Source organism: Leptothoe sp. ISB3NOV94-8A (assembly GCF_043421595.1).
Lineage (GTDB): Bacteria > Cyanobacteriota > Cyanobacteriia > Phormidesmidales > Phormidesmidaceae > Leptothoe > Leptothoe turfae.
In genome coordinates this window covers 964,484-988,367 of sequence record NZ_JAXSQW010000001.1, presented here as the reverse complement: position 1 = coordinate 988,367, position 23,884 = coordinate 964,484, and the positions used below count along the sequence as shown (strand labels likewise).

16 protein-coding genes are annotated in these 23,884 nt (G+C 43.8%); 13 read left to right on the top strand and 3 right to left on the bottom strand.

The genetic code is table 11. The features are described 5' to 3' along the window. The first annotated feature begins 183 nt into the window (after positions 1 to 183). On the top strand, positions 184 to 792 hold the full coding sequence (locus tag SPB21_RS04340) for a DUF1997 domain-containing protein (RefSeq protein WP_250565196.1): 609 nt from the start codon (positions 184 to 186) through the stop codon (positions 790 to 792). On the opposite strand, the gene SPB21_RS04335 is transcribed toward SPB21_RS04340, so the two are convergent. Next, the gene (locus SPB21_RS04335) at positions 789 to 1,604 is read right to left on the bottom strand and encodes a DUF362 domain-containing protein (RefSeq protein ID WP_499865680.1); all 816 of its coding nucleotides are present in this window, start codon (positions 1,602 to 1,604) and stop codon (positions 789 to 791) included. The genes SPB21_RS04340 and SPB21_RS04335 overlap by 4 nt on opposite strands. Here SPB21_RS04335 and folP point away from each other — a divergent pair. Both folP and SPB21_RS04325 read left to right on the top strand, forming a co-directional pair. Beyond that, complete coding sequence (gene folP, locus SPB21_RS04330) at positions 1,603 to 2,718, top strand: dihydropteroate synthase (protein ID WP_163670707.1); 1,116 nt, start codon at positions 1,603 to 1,605, stop codon at positions 2,716 to 2,718. The genes SPB21_RS04335 and folP overlap by 2 nt on opposite strands. A 400-nt stretch (positions 2,719 to 3,118) precedes the next feature. After that, on the top strand, positions 3,119 to 5,107 hold the full coding sequence (locus SPB21_RS04325; RefSeq protein ID WP_499865679.1) for a ShlB/FhaC/HecB family hemolysin secretion/activation protein: 1,989 nt from the start codon (positions 3,119 to 3,121) through the stop codon (positions 5,105 to 5,107). A gap of 185 nt (positions 5,108 to 5,292) precedes the next feature. On the opposite strand, the gene SPB21_RS04320 is transcribed toward SPB21_RS04325, so the two are convergent. Then, positions 5,293 to 6,981 (bottom strand): EAL domain-containing response regulator, encoded by a 1,689-nt coding sequence (locus SPB21_RS04320; protein ID WP_499865677.1) that lies wholly within the window; start codon positions 6,979 to 6,981, stop codon positions 5,293 to 5,295. A gap of 525 nt (positions 6,982 to 7,506) precedes the next feature. Between SPB21_RS04320 and SPB21_RS04315 the strand changes: the two genes are divergently transcribed. The 10 genes from SPB21_RS04315 (at position 7,507) to SPB21_RS04270 (ending at position 22,800) form a co-directional block, all read left to right on the top strand. Further along, the gene (locus SPB21_RS04315) at positions 7,507 to 8,709 is read left to right on the top strand and encodes a glycosyltransferase family 4 protein (RefSeq protein WP_499865675.1); all 1,203 of its coding nucleotides are present in this window, start codon (positions 7,507 to 7,509) and stop codon (positions 8,707 to 8,709) included. A 329-nt stretch (positions 8,710 to 9,038) separates the two neighbouring features. Beyond that, on the top strand, positions 9,039 to 10,232 hold the full coding sequence (locus SPB21_RS04310) for an SLBB domain-containing protein (RefSeq protein WP_163670711.1): 1,194 nt from the start codon (positions 9,039 to 9,041) through the stop codon (positions 10,230 to 10,232). Positions 10,233 to 10,308: 76 nt separating this feature from the next. Next, entirely contained in the window at positions 10,309 to 11,727 is a 1,419-nt protein-coding gene (locus SPB21_RS04305) for a GumC family protein (RefSeq protein ID WP_163670713.1), read from the top strand. 88 nt (positions 11,728 to 11,815) lie between these two features. After that, positions 11,816 to 13,249 carry an O-antigen ligase family protein gene (locus SPB21_RS04300; RefSeq protein WP_163670715.1) on the top strand — a complete coding sequence of 478 codons (1,434 nt, stop codon included), beginning with the start codon at positions 11,816 to 11,818 and terminating at the stop codon, positions 13,247 to 13,249. A 43-nt stretch (positions 13,250 to 13,292) separates the two neighbouring features. Continuing rightward, on the top strand, positions 13,293 to 14,603 hold the full coding sequence (locus SPB21_RS04295) for an oligosaccharide flippase family protein (protein ID WP_499057555.1): 1,311 nt from the start codon (positions 13,293 to 13,295) through the stop codon (positions 14,601 to 14,603). An 893-nt stretch (positions 14,604 to 15,496) separates the two neighbouring features. After that, positions 15,497 to 16,699 carry a glycosyltransferase gene (locus SPB21_RS04290; protein WP_499865673.1) on the top strand — a complete coding sequence of 401 codons (1,203 nt, stop codon included), beginning with the start codon at positions 15,497 to 15,499 and terminating at the stop codon, positions 16,697 to 16,699. A gap of 267 nt (positions 16,700 to 16,966) precedes the next feature. Next, the gene (locus tag SPB21_RS04285; RefSeq protein ID WP_163670722.1) at positions 16,967 to 17,944 is read left to right on the top strand and encodes an alpha-mannosyltransferase; all 978 of its coding nucleotides are present in this window, start codon (positions 16,967 to 16,969) and stop codon (positions 17,942 to 17,944) included. A gap of 340 nt (positions 17,945 to 18,284) precedes the next feature. Beyond that, on the top strand, positions 18,285 to 19,271 hold the full coding sequence (locus SPB21_RS04280) for a glycosyltransferase family 2 protein (protein ID WP_499057550.1): 987 nt from the start codon (positions 18,285 to 18,287) through the stop codon (positions 19,269 to 19,271). 109 nt (positions 19,272 to 19,380) lie between these two features. Continuing rightward, on the top strand, positions 19,381 to 21,261 hold the full coding sequence (locus SPB21_RS04275) for a glycoside hydrolase family 9 protein (protein WP_163699061.1): 1,881 nt from the start codon (positions 19,381 to 19,383) through the stop codon (positions 21,259 to 21,261). A gap of 219 nt (positions 21,262 to 21,480) precedes the next feature. Continuing rightward, complete coding sequence (locus SPB21_RS04270; protein WP_163699063.1) at positions 21,481 to 22,800, top strand: glycosyltransferase family 1 protein; 1,320 nt, start codon at positions 21,481 to 21,483, stop codon at positions 22,798 to 22,800. Between the two features lie 85 nt (positions 22,801 to 22,885). Here the strand turns inward: SPB21_RS04270 and SPB21_RS04265 are convergent, their stop codons facing one another. Beyond that, complete coding sequence (locus tag SPB21_RS04265) at positions 22,886 to 23,602, bottom strand: polysaccharide deacetylase family protein (RefSeq protein ID WP_163699066.1); 717 nt, start codon at positions 23,600 to 23,602, stop codon at positions 22,886 to 22,888. Positions 23,603 to 23,884 lie beyond the last annotated feature (282 nt).

The window sequence follows — 23,884 nt, the reverse complement described above, 5'->3', positions numbered from 1 at the left end:
TAACCCCTGTACTTGCCCACCATGGAAATAGCCAAAAGCTATCGCTAAGCTATCCATTAGCAAGCACCCAGCGCATCTTGACAGTTTACCGATAGATTGTTTAGAACTTTAAATTTTATGCACGTGTCTTCTACGCAGCATTCTCACTCAGGAATTTCTGGCACTTCGCAGACGTCACCTAGTATGGTTTCAAATGACCAAACGTTGAACAGCAGTAATAATTTGGGTGTATCCGACACGATCATTTTTGAAGGCTATTACGTTGGCAATATGGAGATGTATGCCGACGTCGATACCGTAGCCAGCTATCTAGACTCCCACCAGGGTTGGTTTACCCGATGTGCTGAGCCGATGGATGTTAAGCCCATCGGCCATAATGGATACGCCATTTCCCTGGGTCGCTTTGGCAGCCTCAATTTTCAGATCCAGCCAAAAATTGGCCTGCATCTGCTACCTCAAAATCGTGGCGTCTATAAAATTGAGACAATCCCCGTGCCTGGTCATAAACCTGAAGGATACGATGTAGACTTCAGTGCTGCCATGTCCCTGGAAGAAAAGCAAAACAAGAAATTGCCCAAGGGACAAGCCACCCACGTGGAATGGGAACTTAATCTGCAAACTAAGGTGCAGATGCCCAAATTTATTCAGGCATTACCCCAATCCCTGGTGAAGGCCTCCGGTGACAAGTTACTGAACCAAATTGTGCGGCAGATTTCTAAACGCCTTACCCACAAAGTTCAAGAAGACTTCCACACAATGATGAATCTACCTTTACCTGGGCGTAAGGGTTAATCCTCAAGTGTTTGCCTTAATGCCTCGATAGGTGCCAAATAATTCGCCTCAGGCTCTTGGGCTAGCTGACAGGCCTGGCGATCTATAGTCAATAGATCATTACCCCATACTACCTGTCCAACTGCAAACCCTTGCCCCACATCAGGTCGCCAATCTTGGCTGATAAACTTTTGGCTACAGTCGGCCACGCCACCATCGAACAGATGACCGATAGTGCCATAAACATCTTGCAAAATCTGCGGTACTGAAGGTCTATGGAGTTGGCCTCTAGAATGAGCACTGCGGGCTTTGTACTTAGCCCTTGGGAATAAACCATATAGGTTTTTTAAGGTAGCCGATACTAACGGACTTTCTTTCAGGCTAGTCACTTTGAAAGCACTGACAGAAATACGACAGTCCACTTCCTTCAGCAGCTTGGGTGCCCATAGCTCTGAATAACGTACAGGCTGAGGGGAACGGTTGCGATAGGCAACACAGGGCAATGTATCGGCATCAAGTACCGCCATACCATCATCCAAAATGTCGTAGAGGCCATTTTGATTAGCAATTTCTGCTAAAGAGAATTTGGAGCAAACACCCTCTACCACCAAAATCTCAGCTTGAGGGCTGGCCTGGCGAAGTCCCTGTAGCACTTTTGATAAAACCGACATACCAACCGTTACCGGTGGTCCCTTGGGATACCCCAAATTCGGCTTTACTAAAATTCTCGTTGCCCCTTGAGCCGTTACTGGCGGAGTATAAATAAAGTCTGCCACTTTAGCGGTATGAGTAGCAGTGTCAATTTTCTTCGTCTGAGTAGTCTGAGCAGCCATGGCCTTTACGGTAGTAACCCGCGGTTTTAAACAGGAATTTGAACGGTGGACCGACGCACTTGAAACTGCCAACGGTCTGAAACCGCAGCTTAAAAGCTGGTTTGTCGATATTCGTATCTTCGACGGTAAAGACCTGGTGTGGATGTACAGCAAGCTACGTGCTCACCCAGAGTACATTGGCCCTGGCACCTATGATCGACTGGCACGATTATTTATGGCCGAAGGTCAACAGAAGGTGGCTAGCCGCCAAGCCTGGACTATTCGGGGGCATCAGTTTAACTGGGGTGAACGCACCTATCTGATGGGGGTAATTAATATCACCCCTGATAGCTTTAGCGATGGTGGCCAGTTTAACTCCGTGGAAACAGCACTCAAACAGGCAGAGGCGTTGTTAGCAGCCAATATTGACATTTTAGATCTGGGCGGCCAGTCGACTCGACCAGGAGCAGAGCAGATTTCCCTGGGTGAGGAACTGAACCGGGTGATACCCGTGATTGAGGCCATTCGCCAGGCTGACAATGCAGACCTCAATCAAGCCGTGATTTCGGTGGATACCACCCGAGCCACGGTGGCTCGGGCAGCGGTTGAAGCTGGTGCAGATATTATTAACGATATTTCGGGAGCTACCTATGAACCCGATATGCTCAAAGTTGCTGCTGAAAAAGAGGTGCCTATAATTTTGATGCATCTACGAGGTACGCCGGAAACGATGCAGCAAATGACGGACTATGGCGACCTGATGGGTGAAATTTCCAAGTTTCTACGGGAGCAAATTGAGCAGGCTTTAGCCGTCGGCGTTCCTATACAAAATATTTGTATTGATCCCGGTATTGGATTTGCAAAAAGCTATCCTCAAAACCTGGAAATTTTACGTAAGCTGCCAGACCTCGTGGAGCTGGGCTGTCCAATTTTAGTCGGTGCCTCTCGCAAGAGCTTTATCGGTTGGATTTTGGATCAACCTGATCCCAAACAGCGGGAATGGGGCACTGCTGCAGCTTGTACAGCAGCCATTGGGGGAGGAGCTGATATCCTACGCGTTCACAATGGGGCAGCTATGGCGGATGTTGCCCGGGTTGCCGATGCTATCTGGAGACAGACTGAGTCAACAGACTGAGTTCTAGCAACATTAACGAGTCAGTTGACTGCTTCATCAATGTGACGCTATCTGTCACCTTTAGGCAGGGAGCAAGTCTTTCAGAGCGGTGCCCCCTGAAATCAGCAATGGTGAATATTCCAGGCATAAATTTTGATTAGTTGGGCACTCTAATTAACGGATGCTGATGCTCAGCCTGTTAAAAGTTACCGGAAATCTGCGTAAATCCCGGTAGGGAATAGGTTGTAAGGAGTTACCAATAGTAACTAGGTCTGGCTAGTCCTAGGCATAGTATTGGTCCTTTGCAATTAACGTCTTTGGTTGTGATACAGTCAGCACGGAAAATCGGGTTTGTAATAGGCGTCCTTAAGCCAGGCAACCGATGGCAGTGTAACCCTGTGGTGGAGATAAGAGGAGACCCATGCAACAGAAACTAACAACGATTTTGTTGTTGAGTACCGTCATCGGCATTAGTGCAGGTACTTCTGCAGAGGCAAGTGGTTCTCTACTGACAGATCTGTCAAGACAAGAATTACCAACATCCAAATTATTAGATAGACATTTAACTATAGAGGTTAAGCTAGTTGAAGATGCTTCCGCCACAGGTGATCGGGTAATCGATGACAATTCCGCGTCTATTGAGGCTCCTTCCCCTAAAAGTGATTGGGTAGGCGATGCCCATGCCCCATCTGTTGTCACGTCTCCTAAAGCATTTGATGCGACGGAAGCCATACCGTTACCTGAACCCATGGTTCCTGAAGAGATTGGTGGACTAAACCTGCGTCAGTCAGGCGTTATGGTCAGTCAACAAGTGCCTGCTACGCCACCCCCAGCAGATAGTTTGCCAGAGCCATTACCAGAAGCCGAGCCAGAAATAGAAGATCCAGATCCCGTATTACCAACAACACCTGTACCTCCTCCTGAGTCGGCTGAGCCACCTCCAGAAACAGGCCCTACAGTTACGGTTCAGCGGTTTGAAGTGCTGGATAGTACTGTGTTTGATGAATCAGACTTCGATACTGTTCTGTCATCTTTTGTGGGTCGGGCACTAGGAATCGATGAACTACGGCAAGCTGCAGATTCCATCACTCAGCTTTATCTCAATGAGGGATACATTACCTCGCGAGCTGTTCTGCCTAACCAGCCGATTACGGATGGCGTTGTCAAATTACAAATTATTGAAGGTAGCTTAGAGGAGATTCGCATAGAAGAAGCCGATCGACTAGCTAACTATGTGCGATCGCGAATTAACCTAGGGGCCAAAACCCCTCTAAACCAGTTTGATCTAGAAGATCAGCTGCGACTGCTACGGGCCGATCCCCTCATTGACAACATTGAGGCCAGTCTCCGAGCAGGCACAGGTTTGGGGCAAAGTATTCTGGTGGTGCGCATTGATGAAGCCGAGCAGCTTGAAGCCCATCTCACCCTAGACACTGATTCACCCGTGAGTGTTGGTGTGGTTCGTATGGGCGCTAATGTTACCTATCGCAACCCCCTGGGTATTGGTGACCAAATACGGGCAGCTGCCTATCGGGCTACCACAGGGGGATCCCACCTATATGAACTGAGCTATAGCGCCCCCATCAATCCCATGAACGGGACAATTTCGGCGCGTTTTTTGCCCAGTGAGTTTGAGATTATCTCTCCCCAGGAACTAGCCTCATTTGACATTGAAGGCGATGCACAAGTTTACGAGCTAACCTATCGTCAGCCCCTGGTGCGCAATCCTCGCGAGGAATTTGCCCTTTCCCTGGGGTTTCGTCACCGGGATGGCGACACCCGCATTGCATCAACAGATTTCTCTAGCAACAGTGCCAGTGTCATCCAGTTTGGTCAAGATTATTTGCGTCGAGATCCCCAAGGAGCATGGGCGTTGCGATCCCAGTTTAGTCTGGGCGTTGATTGGCTAGATGCAACAAATTTGTCATCGCCCCAAGCAGACAGTCAGTTTGTGGGCTGGCTGGGCCAGGTGCAACGGGCCCAGGTTCTCAACCCAGATCATTTGTTGATTATTCAAGGTGATGTTCAGCTAGCATCAGATACCCTGCTGGGGTCAGAACAGTTTGTCATTGGGGGTCGCCAATCGGTGCGGGGCTATAGTCAGAACGCCCGATTTGGCGATAATGGTGTTCGTCTCTCAGTTGAAGATCGAATCACGATCCAGCGTGATGAATCAGGAGCACCGATCATGTTGCTCAGTCCGTTTATAGATATGGCAGCTGTTTGGAATACTGAATCTGGCACCACCGTTAACGATGATCGTTTTCTTCTCGGTACCGGTGTAGGCTTCACCTATCGCCCAGTTGAGAAATTAAATCTACGTCTGGATTTGGGTGTGCCATTGGTAGATATTGATGACAGCGCTCCTCAAGATGTATTCCTATATTTAGATTTTGATCTTGAGCTTTAGAGGGATATCAACTTAGGCTGGGAAAGCTAGCCCAGGTCAGGAGTCAGAAGTCAGGAGAAATAATCAAACGAGTATGACTGAAACCGTATAAGGTGCTTGCACTTAAATAATTACCCCATTACCCCATCACTCATCCCCCCATCCACAGCCCCAACCTGGGTCTTTATTTTTGTGCAGTCCCCTAACTATATCGGTCTCACTGATTGAGCAGCGTACCTTTTAGAGGATCCCAGCAAGAGTTTTTCAAAATCTTTGGCTGAGAGAGCGGGGCTAAAGAGATATCCTTGCATACTGTGACATTTAAGTTGCTTAAGGATTGATAGCTCCCTAGCTGTTTCTACACCACCAGCAATGGTAGAAATATTTAGCCCTCGAGCCATTTCCATAATAGCTCTGACAATTACTTGATTACTTCTATTATTGTGCAAGTCACGAACAAAACACTTATCTAACTTGAGAATGTTCACCGGTAAAGATTGTAAGTAGCCAAGGGAGCCAAAACTAAAATCATCAATGGCTATACTAAACCCCCTACTTTGGAGGTCAGCCAACAATAACTTAGCCCGACCAAAGTCTTCCATAATTAGTCGTTCAGGCAATTCCAAATCCACCATAACAGGATTGACCTTTACAGCCTCTACTAAGGTCATCAACCGATCTATAAACTGGGAACTGCGCAATTGATGAGCCGATAGATTAACAGCAATGCTAATGCCGGATAACTGTATTCTTTGCCAATGGGCCAGTTGCTGCAGTGCCGTTTCCAAGATCCACTCACCAAGAGGTAACATTAGCCCATGTTCTTCCGCAACTGGGATGAACTGAACTGGCAATACAGGTGGCTCGCCTGGCACAATCCAACGCACCAAGGCTTCTGCCCCAATAATCTGACCACTGCTTAACTCAACTTGAGGCTGAAAATAAAGCTTTAACTCATTCCGTTGCATCGCCCATTTCAGCCGCTCTGCCAACGATGGCTGGCTAGCCGATGGGCTAACTTGATTAAGTGTTGTTTTTAGCGCCTTAAGTGTGGTGGATTCAGGGCTTTGGACAACCTCAATGTGAATGTCTGGAATCAGACGGTGATTATTGATCACCATTGGTTGTTGTAAATCAGATTTTAGCTGGGCAATAGTTGCTTCATAACTGGTCTCCTCAGGCGTATTCAATGCTCTTAAAAAGACAATAAATCGATTTGCTCCCACATAAGCTAGGGTATTGATCGAGATCGTTGGGTGGTTCCAACACTCTCGCCATTGGTGTAGTTGTTGCCCAATTGTTTCAAGAAAAAGCTTCCCAAAGACATGGCCATAGCCAGTTTGCAACACATCATAGTTATCAACTCGAATCACCCATAAACTCGACCAAGGTGACTGTCGAACCACGTCCAACTGTTTTGCTAAATCGGACCACTTAATGGCAGAGGTAAATCTGCAGGATGCATCAACAGATTTAGATTTTAAATACTTAGATAAATGCTCCCGCTTGTTAAGCTGTGCCCGCACCGCACGCAAAAAGCTTTGTAAGTCAATGGGCTTTGTCAGGTAATCATCAGCCCCATGCTCCATACTACGGCGGAATGTGTCGGAGACATCATGGCCAGTCAGCATAATGATGGGGATAGTGGCTGTGGTTGGATGCGATCGCAAACATGCCAACACCTCATATCCATCAATATCTGGTAACCCTATATCACAGACAATCAGCTGGGGTTGATGCAGCTGCGCCAGATGCAGACCATCCTGTCCTGTAGTTGCCCTGAAAGGAGTAAAGCCATTAAGACTAAGCAGATCACAAAATACCGTAGCTAAATCAGCATCATCATCAATCACCAAAATAGTTGTCATTACCGCAGATGTTTCAGGCATCACCATAGACTTAGGGTCATTTACACTCGATTAGCGTTTGCACCAACATTACCTATCGCCATCGATAGAGTACCCAGCCCTTACCCTTGGTGTCTTAAGTTCATCACCCCAGCTCATTTTCAACTTACTCGCACCATAGGTAATTTCTCTGAATCTCCCAAATCTCAAGCTACATATGATACAAACAAAGGCTAGGGATTTTCAGATAAGTTGAAATTAGCTTAAAGCTCACCAGTCCGACCGTTGCTCATCAACAGAACTGGACTGTAACAATCAAGAATCTGTAAAGACTGTGCAAAGATGCCCACACAGACAGGGAAGTAAAATTCTTGTTCGTAAGGGTTAAATATAAGTGAAATATAGGTGAAAATTGACTTTATACCCTCTCAATAACAGCAAAAAGCTAACCCCTTGATTGTGCCAACATTTACGATGAAGACCATCGAACGGTTGTTGGATGGTGTTAGAAAAATCACATTTAATAGCCAGGTCTATTATTAACGTCTTATACTCACCCTCTAGCTATCTTTTATGGATCTACAGCAATTGCGTTTACTTCTGGTGCAAAGTCATGAGCCCTATCAAGAGGGCATGGCGAATGGCACTTTGAATGCTGAGCAGCTAATTATGTTGGAAGGCTTAACCACCTGGGGATTTCAACTACAAGAAGTAGGAGTGTTGGGCTGTGTGTCAGACGCCCCCTATGATCAGGTCCTGAATACGGGTGTGCGCGTAATTGGCAATGGACCCGTTACAACTAATGAGACGATCTTTAAACGGCTGGCAGACTTCTGTCCCACCCATCTGATTGTTGATGTTCCCAATCCTGCAATTTTTCGTTGGGCCACCCGTCAGCACGTACGTTGTATCGGCATGTTTCGAGAAACGCTGACTGCACCAGGTTTTAAACAACAATGGAACAACTATCAACTCTCCAAAGTACTGAACCATAGTGGCATTGAATGGGTTGGGGGACTGGGGCTAGAAAGATGCAAGACTCTGGCACAAATAGGTGTGCGCCGTGACAAACTGATCCCCTGGAATTGGCCGCCATCTAACCGAGCTGAAACGTTTGAACCTAAACAGTTGAGATCGCGTCCCGATCCCCTACAGCTAATTTATGTAGGCCCTCTTTTCTCCACTAAAGGCATTGGCGATTTACTGATTTCTACGGCACAGCTCAAGGCTCAAGGCTGGAACATTCATCTCAAGCTAGTAGGACAGGGCAATATTAACCGATTCAAAATTCAGGCAAAACGATTACAACTCAGTCACGTTGAATTTATTGAAGATATTCCGGACCACAGCCTCGTTCACCTGATTCATCAAGCTGATATTTTTGTGATGCCGAGTCGGCACGAATCTCCAGAAAACTCCAATACTATTCTCAATCACTGTTTACAGGCTCACACACCAATTGTGGCCTCTGACCATCCCATGTTTACCGGCAGTCTAAAACATAATGTCAATGCCATGATATTTCCGGCCGGTAACGCCCGTGCCATGTCTCAACGGATTGATTATCTACTAAATCACCCAGAAACCTACACCAAACTTTCTACAACTATCCAAACAACCTGGCAATCTTTACAGCTACCTGTCCACTGGATATCTCTATTAGAAAAATGGCTGAAAGAAACAAGTACAACACATCAGTGGTTTCAACAGCACTCACTGACAGCTCCCCTTTACCAGCAGCCCTCAACAGCACAGTTTATACATCCCCTTACGTGAAGTTAGACCATACCATTGACTGCGAGAAAACGACACCGTAATCACTAGGTTCAAATTCAGCAAAGGTATGGAGCTACAGACAACAATCAAAATAACCGTAAATTTACGAAACCTGATTGAATTACAAGCTTTAGGACAAATAGTCGGAACAGACACGGGCATGCTGTATCAGTAGGGTAAATACATAGAAATACTCGTCAGCTCTTTCTTACTCTAATCCAGTAAAACTAAAAGAAATTGAAACTTTCTCAGACGTAGGTCAGTCCTATACACCAGTCAACGCGAACTAGCCTGCAATTTTCACTTGCCTACACTTTCCTAAGACAGTCATGGAAATCGTTCAATTCCCGCACACTCATCCCCCATCCGGGCCTCGTTTGAACCTATCGTTACTTCCCTGTGGGCAAAAAGCTATTCAGCCAAAGATCTTTAGTCTTATAGGAGTATTATTTCTCAGTAGCTTTTCCATCAGTCTTGTAGCTTCCCCAAGCTTAGCCCAACTACCTGTATTAGAGCCTACAGGCAGCAGCACTAGCCAACAACGGCGGCTCAGTTCACCTCGTAACGAGTCAACCGTTGCCCTGGAAACTTACGCCCTAGGTCCTGGGGATCAAATCAGAATTGATGTCCTATCCTCCAATGAACTGTTCAAAGAACCTATTGATCAAATTGTCTTATTGGATGGCTCAATCACCTTACCTTGGGTTGGTAAAGTTAGTGTCACAGGGCTGAATCCACTGCAAGCTGAGGAAACAGTCATCGCAGCCTACAGCGAGTACATCCGTAACCCACGCATAACATTCCAGTTACTACAGCCACGCCCGATCAGAGTAGGTATTGTGGGTGAAATCAAACGGCCCGGTGGTTACACGTTACAGGTCAACTCAGAAGCCGGTGAACAATCCGAGGCAAGTGAAAGTCGGACTCGTTTCTGGCCAAGTGTAACCCAAGCCATTAGTAATGCAGGTGGGATTACACGTTCTGCAGACGTGCGCTCTGTACAAATTAAGCGCGAAGGTGTCCCTGAGCTGATTCAGGTCAATCTCTGGGATTTAGTCGAAAGTGGGAACCTTCGCCAGGATGTTTTGCTACGAGATGGCGATCAAATCTTTATCCCCACTGCACAGGATATCAATAATGCAGAAGTGATTGCCTTAGCTAATACGACATTTGCCCCTGCAACTATCACAGTCAATGTTGTGGGTGAAGTCGCATCTCCAGGTAGTCTGGCCGTCGCTCCCGATACATTACTCAATCAGGCCATTCTGACAGCTGGGGGCTTCAATACGCGAGCGCGTTCCAGTCGCGTTGAACTGATTCGTCTTCACCCCAACGGCACTGTCTCCCAACAGAGAGTTGATATTAATCTTGCTCAGGATGTGAATGATCAGCAAAATCCTATTCTTCAGGACGGAGATACCATTGTTGTTGGTCGTTCAAGCCTTGCTGCCACTTCAGATACGGCTGGTCTGATCTTCTCACCCCTGACTAATTTACTTCTCGGGCTTTTTGGCATCCGATAATCAATCCTGATACTAATTTATCTCTTTACTTACTGTTTCTGTTTCATTAATCGTTTGGATGGCAGCCTAACTTACTATGAATTTCATTCGTAACGTTATTGACCTCAACCTGCAATATTTATTTGCAGCAACTCGCCGAGGTATTGTACCCGCAACGACAGCATTTGTCTTGACGGTTTTAGGGGCTGCCGCAGTCGCCAAACTACAAAAACCAACCTTCTTATCCGAAGGCAAACTTTTATTTAAGCCAGACCGAGCAGCCACCCTCACCGGGCTAGAAGAAGATGGTAGCCCTTTACAAACCATCAGTTACGGAACCCAATTGAATTCTGAGATTGAGATTATCACCTCAAAGCCACTGATCCAAAAAACCATCGATACACTACAGCTCAAAGATGATGAAGGCAAGCCCTTAAAAATTGAAGATCTTCTGGAAAATCTTCAGGTAAGCGTTGTATTCCAAACAGATGTACTGTCCTTTACGTACCTAGACGAGGATCCCGTAAAAGCAGCCGATATTGTCAATACCTTGATGGGGTCGTATCGTTCCCAAAAACTAGCAAGTACTCAAATAGACACCGAAAGTGCAGGGGACTTTTTAGACCGTCAGCTACCTGTCAGCGCTGAAAAAGTAAGGCAAGCAGAATATGAGCTACGAGTTTTCCGAGAAACCTATGACATCGTTGACCTCGCTGCAGAAGTAGAAATTTCAGTTGCCTTCCTAAATGATTTACGCCAGGAGGAATCTAGATTAAGGGTCAGCTTGAGGGCACTCCAGGGCGTCCAAGAAGCGCTAAGTAATGAACTTCGTCTCAGTGTGTCTGATGCCATTACGGCAAACGCCTTAAGCCAATCTAAGTCAGTCCAAGATATTTTGACGGACTTAAGCGCGGTTCGTCGAAAAATTGCAGTTCAGCAAGTAGAGTTTACTGAAGAAAGTCCCATTCTACTGGACCTGCGTGCTCAGGAAGCTTCCCTCGTCAACCTCTTAGATGACAAAGTCCAGGGGATAGCAGGGGGGCCTGTTCAAGAAGACTTACTTCAGATGGGAGCTACCCGAGAAAGGCTAGTTGAGGATTATGCTAAAAACAATATTCAACTTGTTTCTTTCGAGGAGAGCTTGAAGGCTGTCGAAAATAATAAACAGATATACCAGCAGCGCATAGATCTGTTTCCAGAGTTAGAACAACGTCAGCGAGATTTACAACGTAAATTAGAAGCAGCCCAAGAAACCTATCAGGAATTATTGAACCGAAGCCAAGAGCTACAGGTTAAAGAGAATCAGTTGACTAATTTCATTCAAATTATTGAACCCGCTGTTCCTCCGGAGAAACCGTCTTCTCAGGTGGCCATTAAGATCATTGCCATGGGAATTGTTGCTGGCTTTGCCCTGGCTTTGACCATTATTGTTGCCATTGACTTCTTTATCGTAGATGTTAAAGGAACTAATAAGGTTTATGATCCCGATGCCTATAACATTCCTTCAGGGCTCTAATAACAAGATATTGCTTGTTATTTTACATATTTTCTTAGAAAGACCATCTATCCAACATATTTCAAAATCCCTATAAGCCTGTTGCCCTATGGTGCTTCAAACTACTCCAGCAAGCGAACCTCCTTCTGAAGAAGTAGAAAAGAAAAAGTCACCCGGTAGAGCTTTATTAGAAAAGATCTTAGAAAAAGTCGAATTCACCTATGTGTTTATTTCCTTCTTTTTCTTCACAGATGCTGTAACGATGGTTCTTCTTAGCGGTGGAGCCAGTGAAGGAGATGGATTTAGCTACGATTCGATTAACTATATTCCCGTTCATCTTTTCTACGTTATTCATAATTGTCTTACGCTTTTTTTCGTGGCGTGCAGATATAAACGAACGCTCTATATTTTGCTGAGCAACCCAGTGCTGATTGCAGCCAGCACCGTTGTGGGTCTGTCATTTTTCTGGTCTTTTGCCCCTGATGACTCCCTATCTGCAGGGATCTTTGCCACGTGTAATATGTTGTTCGCAGTGTATTTAGCAGGACGATACACCTTGAAACAGCAGATCACAATCCTCAGCTATGTGCTGCTAAGTATATCCATCTTAAATTTTGTGTTTGTCTATGCACTGCCTCAGTACGGCATTATGGGCCCACCGGTTCATCCAGGGGCATGGCGAGGTGTCTTTACCCATAAAAACGGTGCTGGGAAAATGATGGTACTCGCCTGTGGTGTCATGTATACCATGTTCAATGAGGTCAAGGATAAACGCCTCAAGTGGCTCTACATCATTGGATTGTTCCTCTCGCTGCAAATGATCAACAAAACTGGATCCGGAGGAGCATTACTCAATTCTGTTTTTATTTTGACTATCGTTACAGTGCTTCAAGTATTTAAAACAGAAACTCGTAAACTACTTCTATCACTGATTTTTCTGATCTCGGGAGCCATATTTGTCTCCGTCGCTTATGTTCCTCTAATGACATTTGCCCTCGGGTTAATTGGAAAAGACGCAACCCTAACAGGGCGTACAGATATTTGGGAGTACATTTATACAATGATTGGCCATCGTCCAGCACTCGGTTACGGTGTTGGTGGTTTCTGGCATGGGACAGCCGGGCCGTCTTTATATATATGGCAGCGGGCGGGCTGGCGTGTACCAGATGCGCACCAGGGGTTTCTGGACATGACCTTGCAAATTGGCCTGATTGGCACAACCTTAGTGTCATTAGTGCTATGGCAAACGTTGCTTAGGGGGCTTGCCAGAACTCGCTTGTTTAAAACATGGGTAAGCAGTTGGCCTGCAGCCTATACCCTCTATATCGTCCTAATTAATCTGGCAGAATCTTCACTGTTAGCACCTAACAGCATTTTTTGGATTCTAATTTGTTCCATGAGCTTTACGACATCATTTGAAGCGAAATATTTGAATGACTTTGACAGATTTAGTCTGGGCAACAACAACAATATTATGGGGGATAAAATCATGGACAAAATCAAGCCCTCAAAAAATGTCCAGACTACCCAAACTAATATTTAATTTATAGTTTGCCAAATTTATCCTTTACAACTGAGTCAATGAGGTGAAAAAGATAATTTCCAAACTCAAAGGGATCTTGAGTGGATCCTTAGTAAAAGACAGCATGTGGATGCTATCTGCCCAAGCACTCGGTATATTTATTCAAGGGGCCTACTTTGTCATTGTAGCTAGAGTCTTAGGAGCTGAAGCATACGGCATATTTATCGGCATTGCTGCCTTCGTTAAGCTACTGTTTCCATTTGTTGGTCTCGGCAGTGCGGATATTTTTATCAAGTATGTTTCAAGGGATCCAAAGGTTTTTAGAGGATATTGGGGTACAGCACTACTCACCTCTTTAACCTTTACCGCTGCCCTAGTCCCCATCATGCTAGGCTTGGTCAAGGTCATTTTTGCTCCCAGTACGTCACTACTGCTTGTCTTATTTATACTGCTAGCAGACCTCTTAGGGGGGAAAGTATTCGATCTAGCTGCAACTGCGTTTGTGGCTTGCGATCGCTACAAGGTAGCTGCCCAAAGTAAGGTTCTATACGGTGTAGGAAAACTACTTGCAGCCATTGCCCTCCTGGTCCTCTTCGAAGATGGTAATATTGTTGCCTGGGGTGGTTTATACTGCTTAGGCTCAATCATACCAGCGACTGTATCACTGCTAACGGTGAACAAGTTATTTGGTCGTCCTATATTCAATCTAAAAAAGTATCCACCCAAGTTTGCCGAGGGCTTTTTCTTCGCCATTGCCCAGTCCGCAGAAACTGTAAACGGCCAGATTGACAGAACAATGTTAGTCAGTCTGGCATCTGCTGATGCAGCTGGTATTTATGCTGCAGGGTATCGATTTATCGATGTTGGATACATCATTATTATTGCAGTCATGAGTGCCACCTACACTCGCTTTTTGCGATATGGCGCTTCTGGCATTAAAGCAGGTCTACAATTTGCCTTTAAATTGGTCCCTGTGGCCGTAGGCTATGGAGTTATTGCAGCAATTGCCTTACTGACTCTTTCGCCATTTACATCAAATATTTTAGGACCAGAATACGCCCAGTCTGCTGGTGTATTAATATGGCTGGCACCTATTCATTTGATCGCAACTCTCCAATTCATTGCTGCTGATACGTTAACTGGTGCAGGCTTTCATAGAGCCAGAAGCGTATTGCAAGTAACAGCAGCTTTTATTAACTTTGGAGCAAACCTATACCTCATTCCTCGGTATTCTTGGCAGGGGGCAGCGTGGGCAACGTTGACATCTGAACTATTCAAACTCGTAACCTTATGGCTAGTAGTATTCTTTTGTTACCGACAATCAAAAGAGCAAGAGCAGGTTATTCAGACTGAAACTGCTTCTGACAGCGATTAGAGGAAGACTCCACAGGAACACAGTAAATCTCTTACATGACTTTCTTAAAAATTCTCTGGGATAAAATAGTTCAAAATTAATTAAAATAAAAAGATTTTCAAGAGTATTTAAAGCAAGTTAGCCCAGAAACAATAAGTCTATGTAGACTGACAGCATTAATAAAAGTTTTGTTGCCATCAATCAATATTAGAAGCATATTTATGGATTTGAGGAGACCCCTCAATGAACTATGCCGCGATGATTGTTTACTATATAAGACAGCTTATGACAAGCTTAATCTTTAAATCGCAATCACTACAATTCAATTCTGTTTGCGACAAAGTACGTATTGTCATAGACAACTCTTCCATTCATAATAGAAAAATATATTCCTTAGTTGCAGCTATCAGGGCGTAATCAGGCATCTACCCAGTTACTCAGCAGGTTTTTATCAATTGAAAACTGTTGATATATGCTCAATCCCATTCGTATTCAATGGGCATAAGGATTGTATTTACTTAGTTCTAGCCATCGAGCAGACATTTACATAATTCTCTACGAATAGTCTTCACAACCATTTTTCCGACATCGTCAGCATATTTTACCGCACTAGAGAAGCTGTCATAGCATCTTAAGGAACAATAACTGTATAGTTTAAGTCATTTTGAAAGAAACAAATTGCCTATCTGAGTATGAAGTTCACTTTTAGGGCATTATAGGATTTTTTAATGCCAGGCTAAAGGGGTAGGGCGATTTGAGAAATAGGATGGGAGCATTAGGCGTACATGCTATCTAAGGCTAAAAGATTAAATGTCATTTCCGATGTAATTCCTAGGAAAGCATTAATTTTTTATGAAATCAAATAGTGTTTTTAGCTGTTTTATTGAGTTAAACAAAGGGTTCTCTGAGTAGTAATGAAAGCAACTAATGTTTTGTTCTTAACTACGCTGCTTCCTAGTCGAAGGAAAACTGGAGGTGAAGTCGCATCTCAGGCTTTTATTAATGGCCTGAGACAAAACGGATATAAGGTTTCAGTCGTAGGCTACATGCGAAAGGATGATAGTTTTGAGCCAGAAGCTCATGAAGTGTTAGTAGAAAAGCGGCATATAGAGACAAGTAGTGCCAAAATTGACGCTATCCTCTGGCTTTTACTCAGCTTCCTAGTTAAGTTGCCCTATTCAGCTGCTAAATATTACTCTCAAACCTATGTGAAATTGGTAAACACTCTTCTTAGTGCCAAGCAATATGATGTGGTTTTTATTGATCACTCTCAACTAGCTTGGTTAGCAAAGTTAGTTGCTGGGAAAAGTAAGATTATATTTATTGCTCATAATATCGAGCATGAAATCTACCTCAGCCACTTCAATAACTCTAAGAACTTATTCGAAAGATGGCTCTATGCTCGAGAAGCCAAAATGGTAAAAAGAATAGAATCTGAGCTTTCGAAACAAGCCGCAGAAGTTTGGACCTTAACTGAGCATGATGCCAATCATTTTTCTAGACTCAAAGGCGTTTATAACGTTAAAGCGTTAGCCTTACCCTTAGGTCCAGAGAAAGTTTGTGAAAATGTGATTGAGAAGAGATTTGATATTGGATTAATTGGCAGCTGGACCTGGAAATTTAATGAGGAAGGGTTACATTGGTTTTTTAAGTTTGTTTATCCTGAACTATCCAGTCAGCTATCCATTCACGTTGCTGGCAAAGGTGCTGAATGGTTAAGCGGGAAATATCCAAATGTTAAGTATGAAGGTTTTGTACCAAACTCTCAGGTTTTCATGGCCCAAGCTAGAGTGATCGCACTACCTATGTTGGGAGGCAGCGGTATACAAATCAAAACCCTTGATGCTCTTGCCTCAGGATCAGCAATTGTAGCCACTCCAACCTCTATGCGAGGTGTCTCTCTAGTCTCTCCAATCGTCCAAATAGCTGAACACCCTAAAGAGTTTGCCCATCTATTAGCTGCTGAGGCGTTTAACTGGACCACGGAAAGAACGCGAAGTGCAGAAAAAACAACTTCAAATTGGTTACAAACACGGAAAGAAAAGTTTCTGAATGATATTGCCAGTTCCGTAGAAAACGGAGCACAAGCATTCACCCAAATGGCTAAAAGTCACTAATCTTCTCACCAATATAGTTGTTCTAAATAACGTACAAAAGATATCTTCTAAGGGCATGAATAGATACGGAAAGTCTTCATCTATCAACAGATAGAAAAGAAACTTTGCACCACCTAGTGCGTCAATGTTTGTGTCGGAAAGAGCAGTTTCCACTTCGTCTGATATTTTCACGTTTGCATACCCCATTTCGGAAACACCAGAACCAATTTTTGTAGATGGGACAGGGAAGATTCAGTGGTGTAGCACTATAAATTGAAGGATTAATCTATGAATGATTTATTAGAATACAAGATCGATGCGTCTAATGCTGCAAACTTATTTAATGAACAAGTTAAGGCTCCAGCACCTGAAATGAAAGATTTTTCTGGAAGAGGGTTTGTCATCTGCGCAGGAGGCCCTTATCTAGAAAGCGCTTATGTTGTTGTCCGTCTCCTACGGCACTATGGTGCGACGCTACCGATAGAAATCTGGCATGCTGGTGAAGATGAGATTCCAGCCTGGGCCAGACCAGCATTTATGGAACATGATGTTTCGTTGCATGACATCATGGACTGTTGCAAAAACCGGCCTCTAAAACAGATGCGTGGTTTTCCTATTAAGACAGCAGCCATTCTCCACTCACAATTACGGGAAGTAATGCTCATTGATGCTGACTGCTTTCCCGTATGCAATCTAGAGTTTCTGTTTGACACTAAGGAATATCAAGAGAATAGAGCTATTTTCTTCCCCGATTATCAGCGTCACATACTCCTACCTGGTAAGCCTGTTTGGGATCATGTAGGTATGCCCTATAACGGTGATACAGAATTTGAAACGGGTTTACTACTCTTTGACAAAGTTGCTTGTTGGAAAGCCCTAAACCTTGCTGAATGGATGAATCTTGGTTCGGAGTTTTGGTATCAACATGCAATGGGTGATAAAGACACATTCTATTTATCTTGGCGAAAACTCAACCACCCATATTTTCTAGCTCCAGACTGCTCACGAGTTCCAACTGTTCTGAGTCGACACTACTGGACTGGCAAAAAGCACTTGGCCGATCACCGTACAGGAACCTCCAAATATACGGTGCCTTACAAGAAGGGTATCTTTACAAGCTACCTATCTCCTTATAAAGGTCGTCCTGTATACAAAGATTTTATTGATGAATGTTTACAACGATTTGTCAATAGCAATTATGGATTACATATCAAGTTCTTAGATGCTCTGAAAACCTACAAAGATGCCTCTGAGTCTTCACAATAAATATGCTCAAGTATGGTTAGGGGAGTACACAAAAATAAAGACCCAGATTGGGGCTGTAGATAGGTGGATGAGTGATGGGGTAATGGGGGGATTATCATAAGCACAAGTGCCTTAGTTTAGGCAGAAGCAGTAATCAAGACCTGAGCTATACAACATGTAGCTTCCAGGAACAATCTTTCTGATTTTCATTCGTAATTGTACGTGGGGCATTCTAGATATGTGTTTTACTATGTCCATTTTTTAGCTATCAACTGAAGCAACTATTTCCGATAGGGCCATGCTGAAATGGGTTCGGGCCATCCAATAGTTCCAAATCTAATTTACTTACTTAACTTGAAAGATGCAGGCAACCTCCAATCAACGATCCGATGGTGAGGCTAATATCAATTCCTCCACAACTCTGACCCAGGTTTCAATTTGTGCCGCAACGTATAAACGCCCTCACTTATTGCAAAAATTGTTGGAGTCTTTGAATAACCTTACATTTACTCAGATTCCTATACCTAGTATCGAAGTCATCATCGTTGATAACGACTCTACTCGTTCTGCGGAGGCAACGGTTGAAGCCCTAAAATCTTCTTTCCAATGGTCACTCAAATATTTTGTAGAGACTAATCAGGGAGTGACGTATGCGCGTAATCGTTGTGTTGCTGAGGCATCTGAAGATTCGGATTTCATTGCCATGCTAGATGACGATGAGACTGCAACTCCCCATTGGCTAGAGGAACTTTTAATCAATCAACAGAAGTTTAACGCTGCCATCATTACAGGTCCAGTTCTTGCTGTTTATAAGGAAGAACAGCAAGTGCCTAATTGGATTAAAGCTGGCGACTTTTATTCATTTCCTCGCTATGAAACTGGAAAAAGAATGGATACAGCTTTCACAGGCAACGTTATGTTTAGCACTAAGCTGTTGAAAGATCTGGAGGAAGATGAGCCACTCTTTGATCATCGTTTTGCCCATAAGGGAGCAGAAGATGCTTACCTGTTTTCATGCTTAAATAAACAGGGGTATAAAATTGTTTGGGCTGATGAAGCAGTTCTCTATGAGCCTATTGCCGATCAACGCTTGTCTTTAGATTGGATTTTAAACAGAGGATTCTGGTCTTGGAGTGTTCACAGCTTAATTGAATCAGAGCTTTATCCTTCATTTAAGGTTCAGGCTATTCGAACAATCAAAGGATTGGGGTTAATTGTCATGGGGTTTCTCTCTATTGGCCCATCTATATTTCTAGGTAAGAGTAAAGTAGCCCAGGCATTACTTAGAATGTATCGGGGTATGGGAACACTCTCCGGACTCTTAGGGCGTCAAGGTAACTGGCAGTAGTGCATTACTTGGGCTTGCCTAGGATATATTTGTGCTTTCGAATTTGTTTGAGATAGTTATAGTCATCTCTACAGCATCTTCTAATAACTCCATCTACACAAGCATTCCTATGATTAAATCTACGCTTACCAAACCTTTTCGAAATTATCAGGCAATACTAGGCACAATTGCTAAGGTCGCTGGTGCTGTTACTATTGCTCTTGGTGCACTGAGCTGTTCAGATGGCGCTCAAGAGTCGACGGTTAAAGAGTTTCAAGTTTTAGTAGACCAGTTTGGCTATCGCCCCCAAGATCCAAAAGTTGCGGTTGTTATTGGTCCTTTAGGTGGCGATCAACCTTACGAATTAAGAAATTCTGAAACCGATGAGGTGATTGAGGTTATTACCCCAGTCAAGTGGACAAATGGGGCGGTTCATTCACAGTCAGGAGAACGTGCCTGGTGGGTTGATTTTTCAGACCTGGATGAGCCTGGTAAGTATGTCATCGTCCGTGAAGATGGAGAGACACGTTCAGCTGAATTTGAAATTCGCTCAGACATCTACAGAGATGTCTTAATTGCTGCTACTCGAATGTTTTTCTACCAGCGCAGTGGTTTCTCTAAAACAGAACCCTTTGCAGACGCACGCTGGACTGATGGAGCAGCTTACATGGGTCCTGGACAAGATACCCAGGCACGATTTGTAGATGACAAACAAAATCCAGCAACCGAACGCGCTATGCATGGTGGTTGGTTTGATGCCGGTGACACAAACAAGTATGTTACGTATACGTTGCAACCTGTCCATCAGCTGCTAAGTGCCTACAGTCAAAACCCCAAAATTTGGACGGATGATTTTAATATTCCTGAGTCAGGTAATGGTATTCCTGATTTGTTGGATGAAATTAAGTATGAACTAGACTGGCTCATACGGATGCAAGACGATGATGGTGGAGCCTTTATCAAGATCGGAAATTTGGATTACAACCCGCCAAGCCCTATTCCTAGTAAGGATACTCGGCCTCGGTATTATGGTCCCAAGTGTTCATCATCTACAATTGCGATCGCAAGCGTCTTTGCCCACGCCGCAGTAGAGATGCAGTCTATTCCTGAATTAGAAGACTACGCTGCTGAGTTAACATCCCGAGCCAGAGCAGCCTGGGACTGGTTCCAGGTCCATCCAATAGACACAGATTGTGACACAGGAGAAATCAAATCAGGAGACGCAGATATGACTGCGGACGCCCAGTTGGGAACAACAGTGAGCGCCGCTGTTTATCTGTTTGCAGCAACAGGAGATCCACAGTTCTCCAACTATGTTGTTGACAATATTGACCTGGCACAACCCTACAGAGACGGTCCCTGGTCTCGCTACGATCCCTGGCAAGGAGATGCGTTAATTTTCTATTCCCAAATGCCTGATGCCGATGAGGCTTTAAAAGAGGAAATTTTAACCGATCTAGAAGATAAGTTAATTGACTATCATCCAGAAGCCTATGGCAGCGATGATTTACTAGATCCGTTTCGCTCCTACATGCCTGACGAACAGTATCATTGGGGCAGCAATATGACTAAGGCCAACTATGGGAACATGAATTATGACCCTGTTATGCTGGGCATACATAAAGCGGAATGGCCAGCCTACATTGAGCGGTCCTTAGGTGCCATCAACTATTTTCACGGTGTAAATCCATTAGGCATTGTCTTTCTCAGTAACATGTATGAGTACGGTGCCGAGTACTCCGCTAATGAGATGTACCATCAGTGGTTTGGTCAGGGTGAATTTGAAAACGCACTGACATCGAAAAAAGGACCCGCACCTGGGTTCTTTATGGGCGGTCCTTACAAAGACTATTCCGGAGATGAAGCAATCGCGTCAGGACCTCCAATGAAAGCCTATATCGATGACGTAGAGCCCAATCAACCCACATATGAAATCATAGAACCCGCCATCTACTACCAGTCAGCTTATATCAAGCTACTATCTAAATTTGTTACCGCAGAAGAGAACTAGATCAGTCCCTTTTGTATATCTGTTCTTACACAGCTGATATCTTGAAAACGATAACCACTTAGAACATGTAACAGTCGAATCAGCGTCACTTTTTCTTGATTGCAAGCATCTACCTAAACGTCTATGACTATTAAACAAGTTGAATGTAGATGCTTACATATGTATTGCAATGGTGAAAGCGTCATATTCATATGCCGTCACATCATAGGATAATTATTTATGGCTAAAAAGAGATTGAAAGTATTACTCATTATTGAACAATGTAATCCTGCCTGGAACTCAGTTCCCCTGGAAGGATATCGATTGTATGCAGGTATCAGTAGATTCGTTGACACTACATTAGTAACCCACGCACGCAATAGAGAAGAGCTAGAGAGAATACACCCAGATGCAGACATCACTTACATTGAAGACAGTAAACTGATTGAAAACCTAGAGCTGCTTGGGGATCGTTTGAGCCTATATAAGGGGCAAATCATCTGGCCGCTGCGCAATGCGTTTACATACCCAGTTTACTGGGGATTCAATCGGGCAGTCTATAGTCGATTTAAAGAAGCTATTGTTCGCGGTGACTATGATCTAGTTCATACCATCACCCCAATGATGCCACGCTATCCTGTAAAAGCAATTAAGGCATGCAAGAAAACTCCGTTCATTCTAGGTCCAGTCAATGGTGGAGTTCCGTTTCCTGACGGATTTAAGGAGCTGGGGCGTCGAGAATATTCTTACTTTAATTTCCTACGCTGGATAGGACGCTCTATCATTCCTGGGTACCGGGAAACTTATAAAAAAGCCCACTATATTTTGGCAGGCTCTAGTTATACACTGAGTCTGATTAAAGAGCTATTCCCTAAGACTCGCGACAATCAGATAGAACTATTTTATGAGAATGGTATTACCAGCTCCTTTGTCAGATCTGAGGAAGAAGTAGCCCAAGCGAAAATACCTACAGAAGCGTCAGTAGATAATAAAGTTAAACTCCTATATGTTGGTCGACTTGTTCCTTACAAGGGGGCTGATATGATTTTAGACGCTATTAGCAAACTGGACGAGTCTATAAAGCTAAAGATTCATCTAACCATTGTTGGCAATGGCTCTGAGCAGGAAAGCTTAGAGCACCAGGTAAAACAGCTAAAACTCAATGATCATGTGCATTTCACTGGATATGTTGAGCAGTACCAGACCTTAGAATATTATCGACAGTCTGACATTTTCTGTTTTCCCTCAGTTCGTGAATTTGGTGGGGCAGTCGTTTTAGAAGCCATGGCTAATGCTTTACCTTGTATTGTGGTTGATAACGGTGGCATTGGTGAGTATGTAACAGAGAAAACAGGCTTTAAGATCGACCCTTTATCCAGAGAGTTTGTAGTGAACAAATTAGCTATTTATATTGCCCAGTTGGTTGAGGACCATATTATGCGACATGATATGTCCTATGAAGCACTTCAGCGTGCAAAGGAGTTTACCTGGGATACAAAAACTCGTAAGATTGTCGATATTTATTCAGAAGTTGTAGAAAGAGAAGCAACAACAGTCTAGTAAGACTCATCTGTATTGGCATTGAAAGCACATAAGCCCTTAGCAATGCGCCAAGGGCTTATGTGCTTGGGCTTCTGATATCTATTTATGCCGCCTGTAATGCCATCAACTGAGAAACTGTTTTGAACTGATACCCCTCTTTCTGAAGCCTTTGCAAAACTATTTTGGTTGCTGCCACAGTCTGGGATCGATTGCCTCCGCCATCATGTAAAAGAATAATAGAGCCAGGCTCAACACTGCAAACGATAGACTCAGCAATTTTTTCTGGATCAGCTGTTTCGTAGTCCTTAGGATCAACATTCCAAAGAATATTTGTTTTTTCTCTACGGGCAAGCTCCCAAGGCAACCGAACACGCTTTAAACCATAAGGTGCACGAAAATGTATTCTTGATTCGACACCCAAATCAGATAGTATGTCGTCCGTCTTTTGGATTTCAGAACGGACTGTTGCCAAACTCGTGTCTATTAATCTTTGATGGGAATACGAATGGTTACCTAGCTCGTGCCCTTCATCAATCATACGACGAGTTGTTTTGATATTTTTTTCAATATTTTGACCAATTGCAAAAAAGGTTGCTTTTGCATCAAACTCTTTTAATACATCAAGTAAGTTATCTGTATAAGGTGGATTAGGACCATCATCATAGGTCAACGCTAGAACTTTCTCAGTTGTATCCACACATGTAATCATCTTTCCAAACAGCTGAAACTTGTATGATGTTGACAACCAATTTAGGGTGTAACGGCTTAGAAAGCCTAACAAAACGCCGGAGACAAGGGAGATAGCTAGAAAAGAATTCATTTTATATGTGCGCGAGGTGACTCTCTAGGATAGGCATTAATGTACTTTCAGCCTCAAGACCAAAGGGGTTTCGGTATGATGGGAGCTCAGCTAAAGCAAGGATAAATAGATTCTAGTTCTGAGTGGTTTTGAAACAACAATTTCATTGAAGCAAAAGCCTTTAGTTACTGCTGAGGCCATGTAAAACCAAACGTTCTAAACCAAATATTTTAGTCACTAGTATGGTATCGGATACTATAAAATACTGACTTATAGGCTAATCGAGAATATTTTATCATAGTA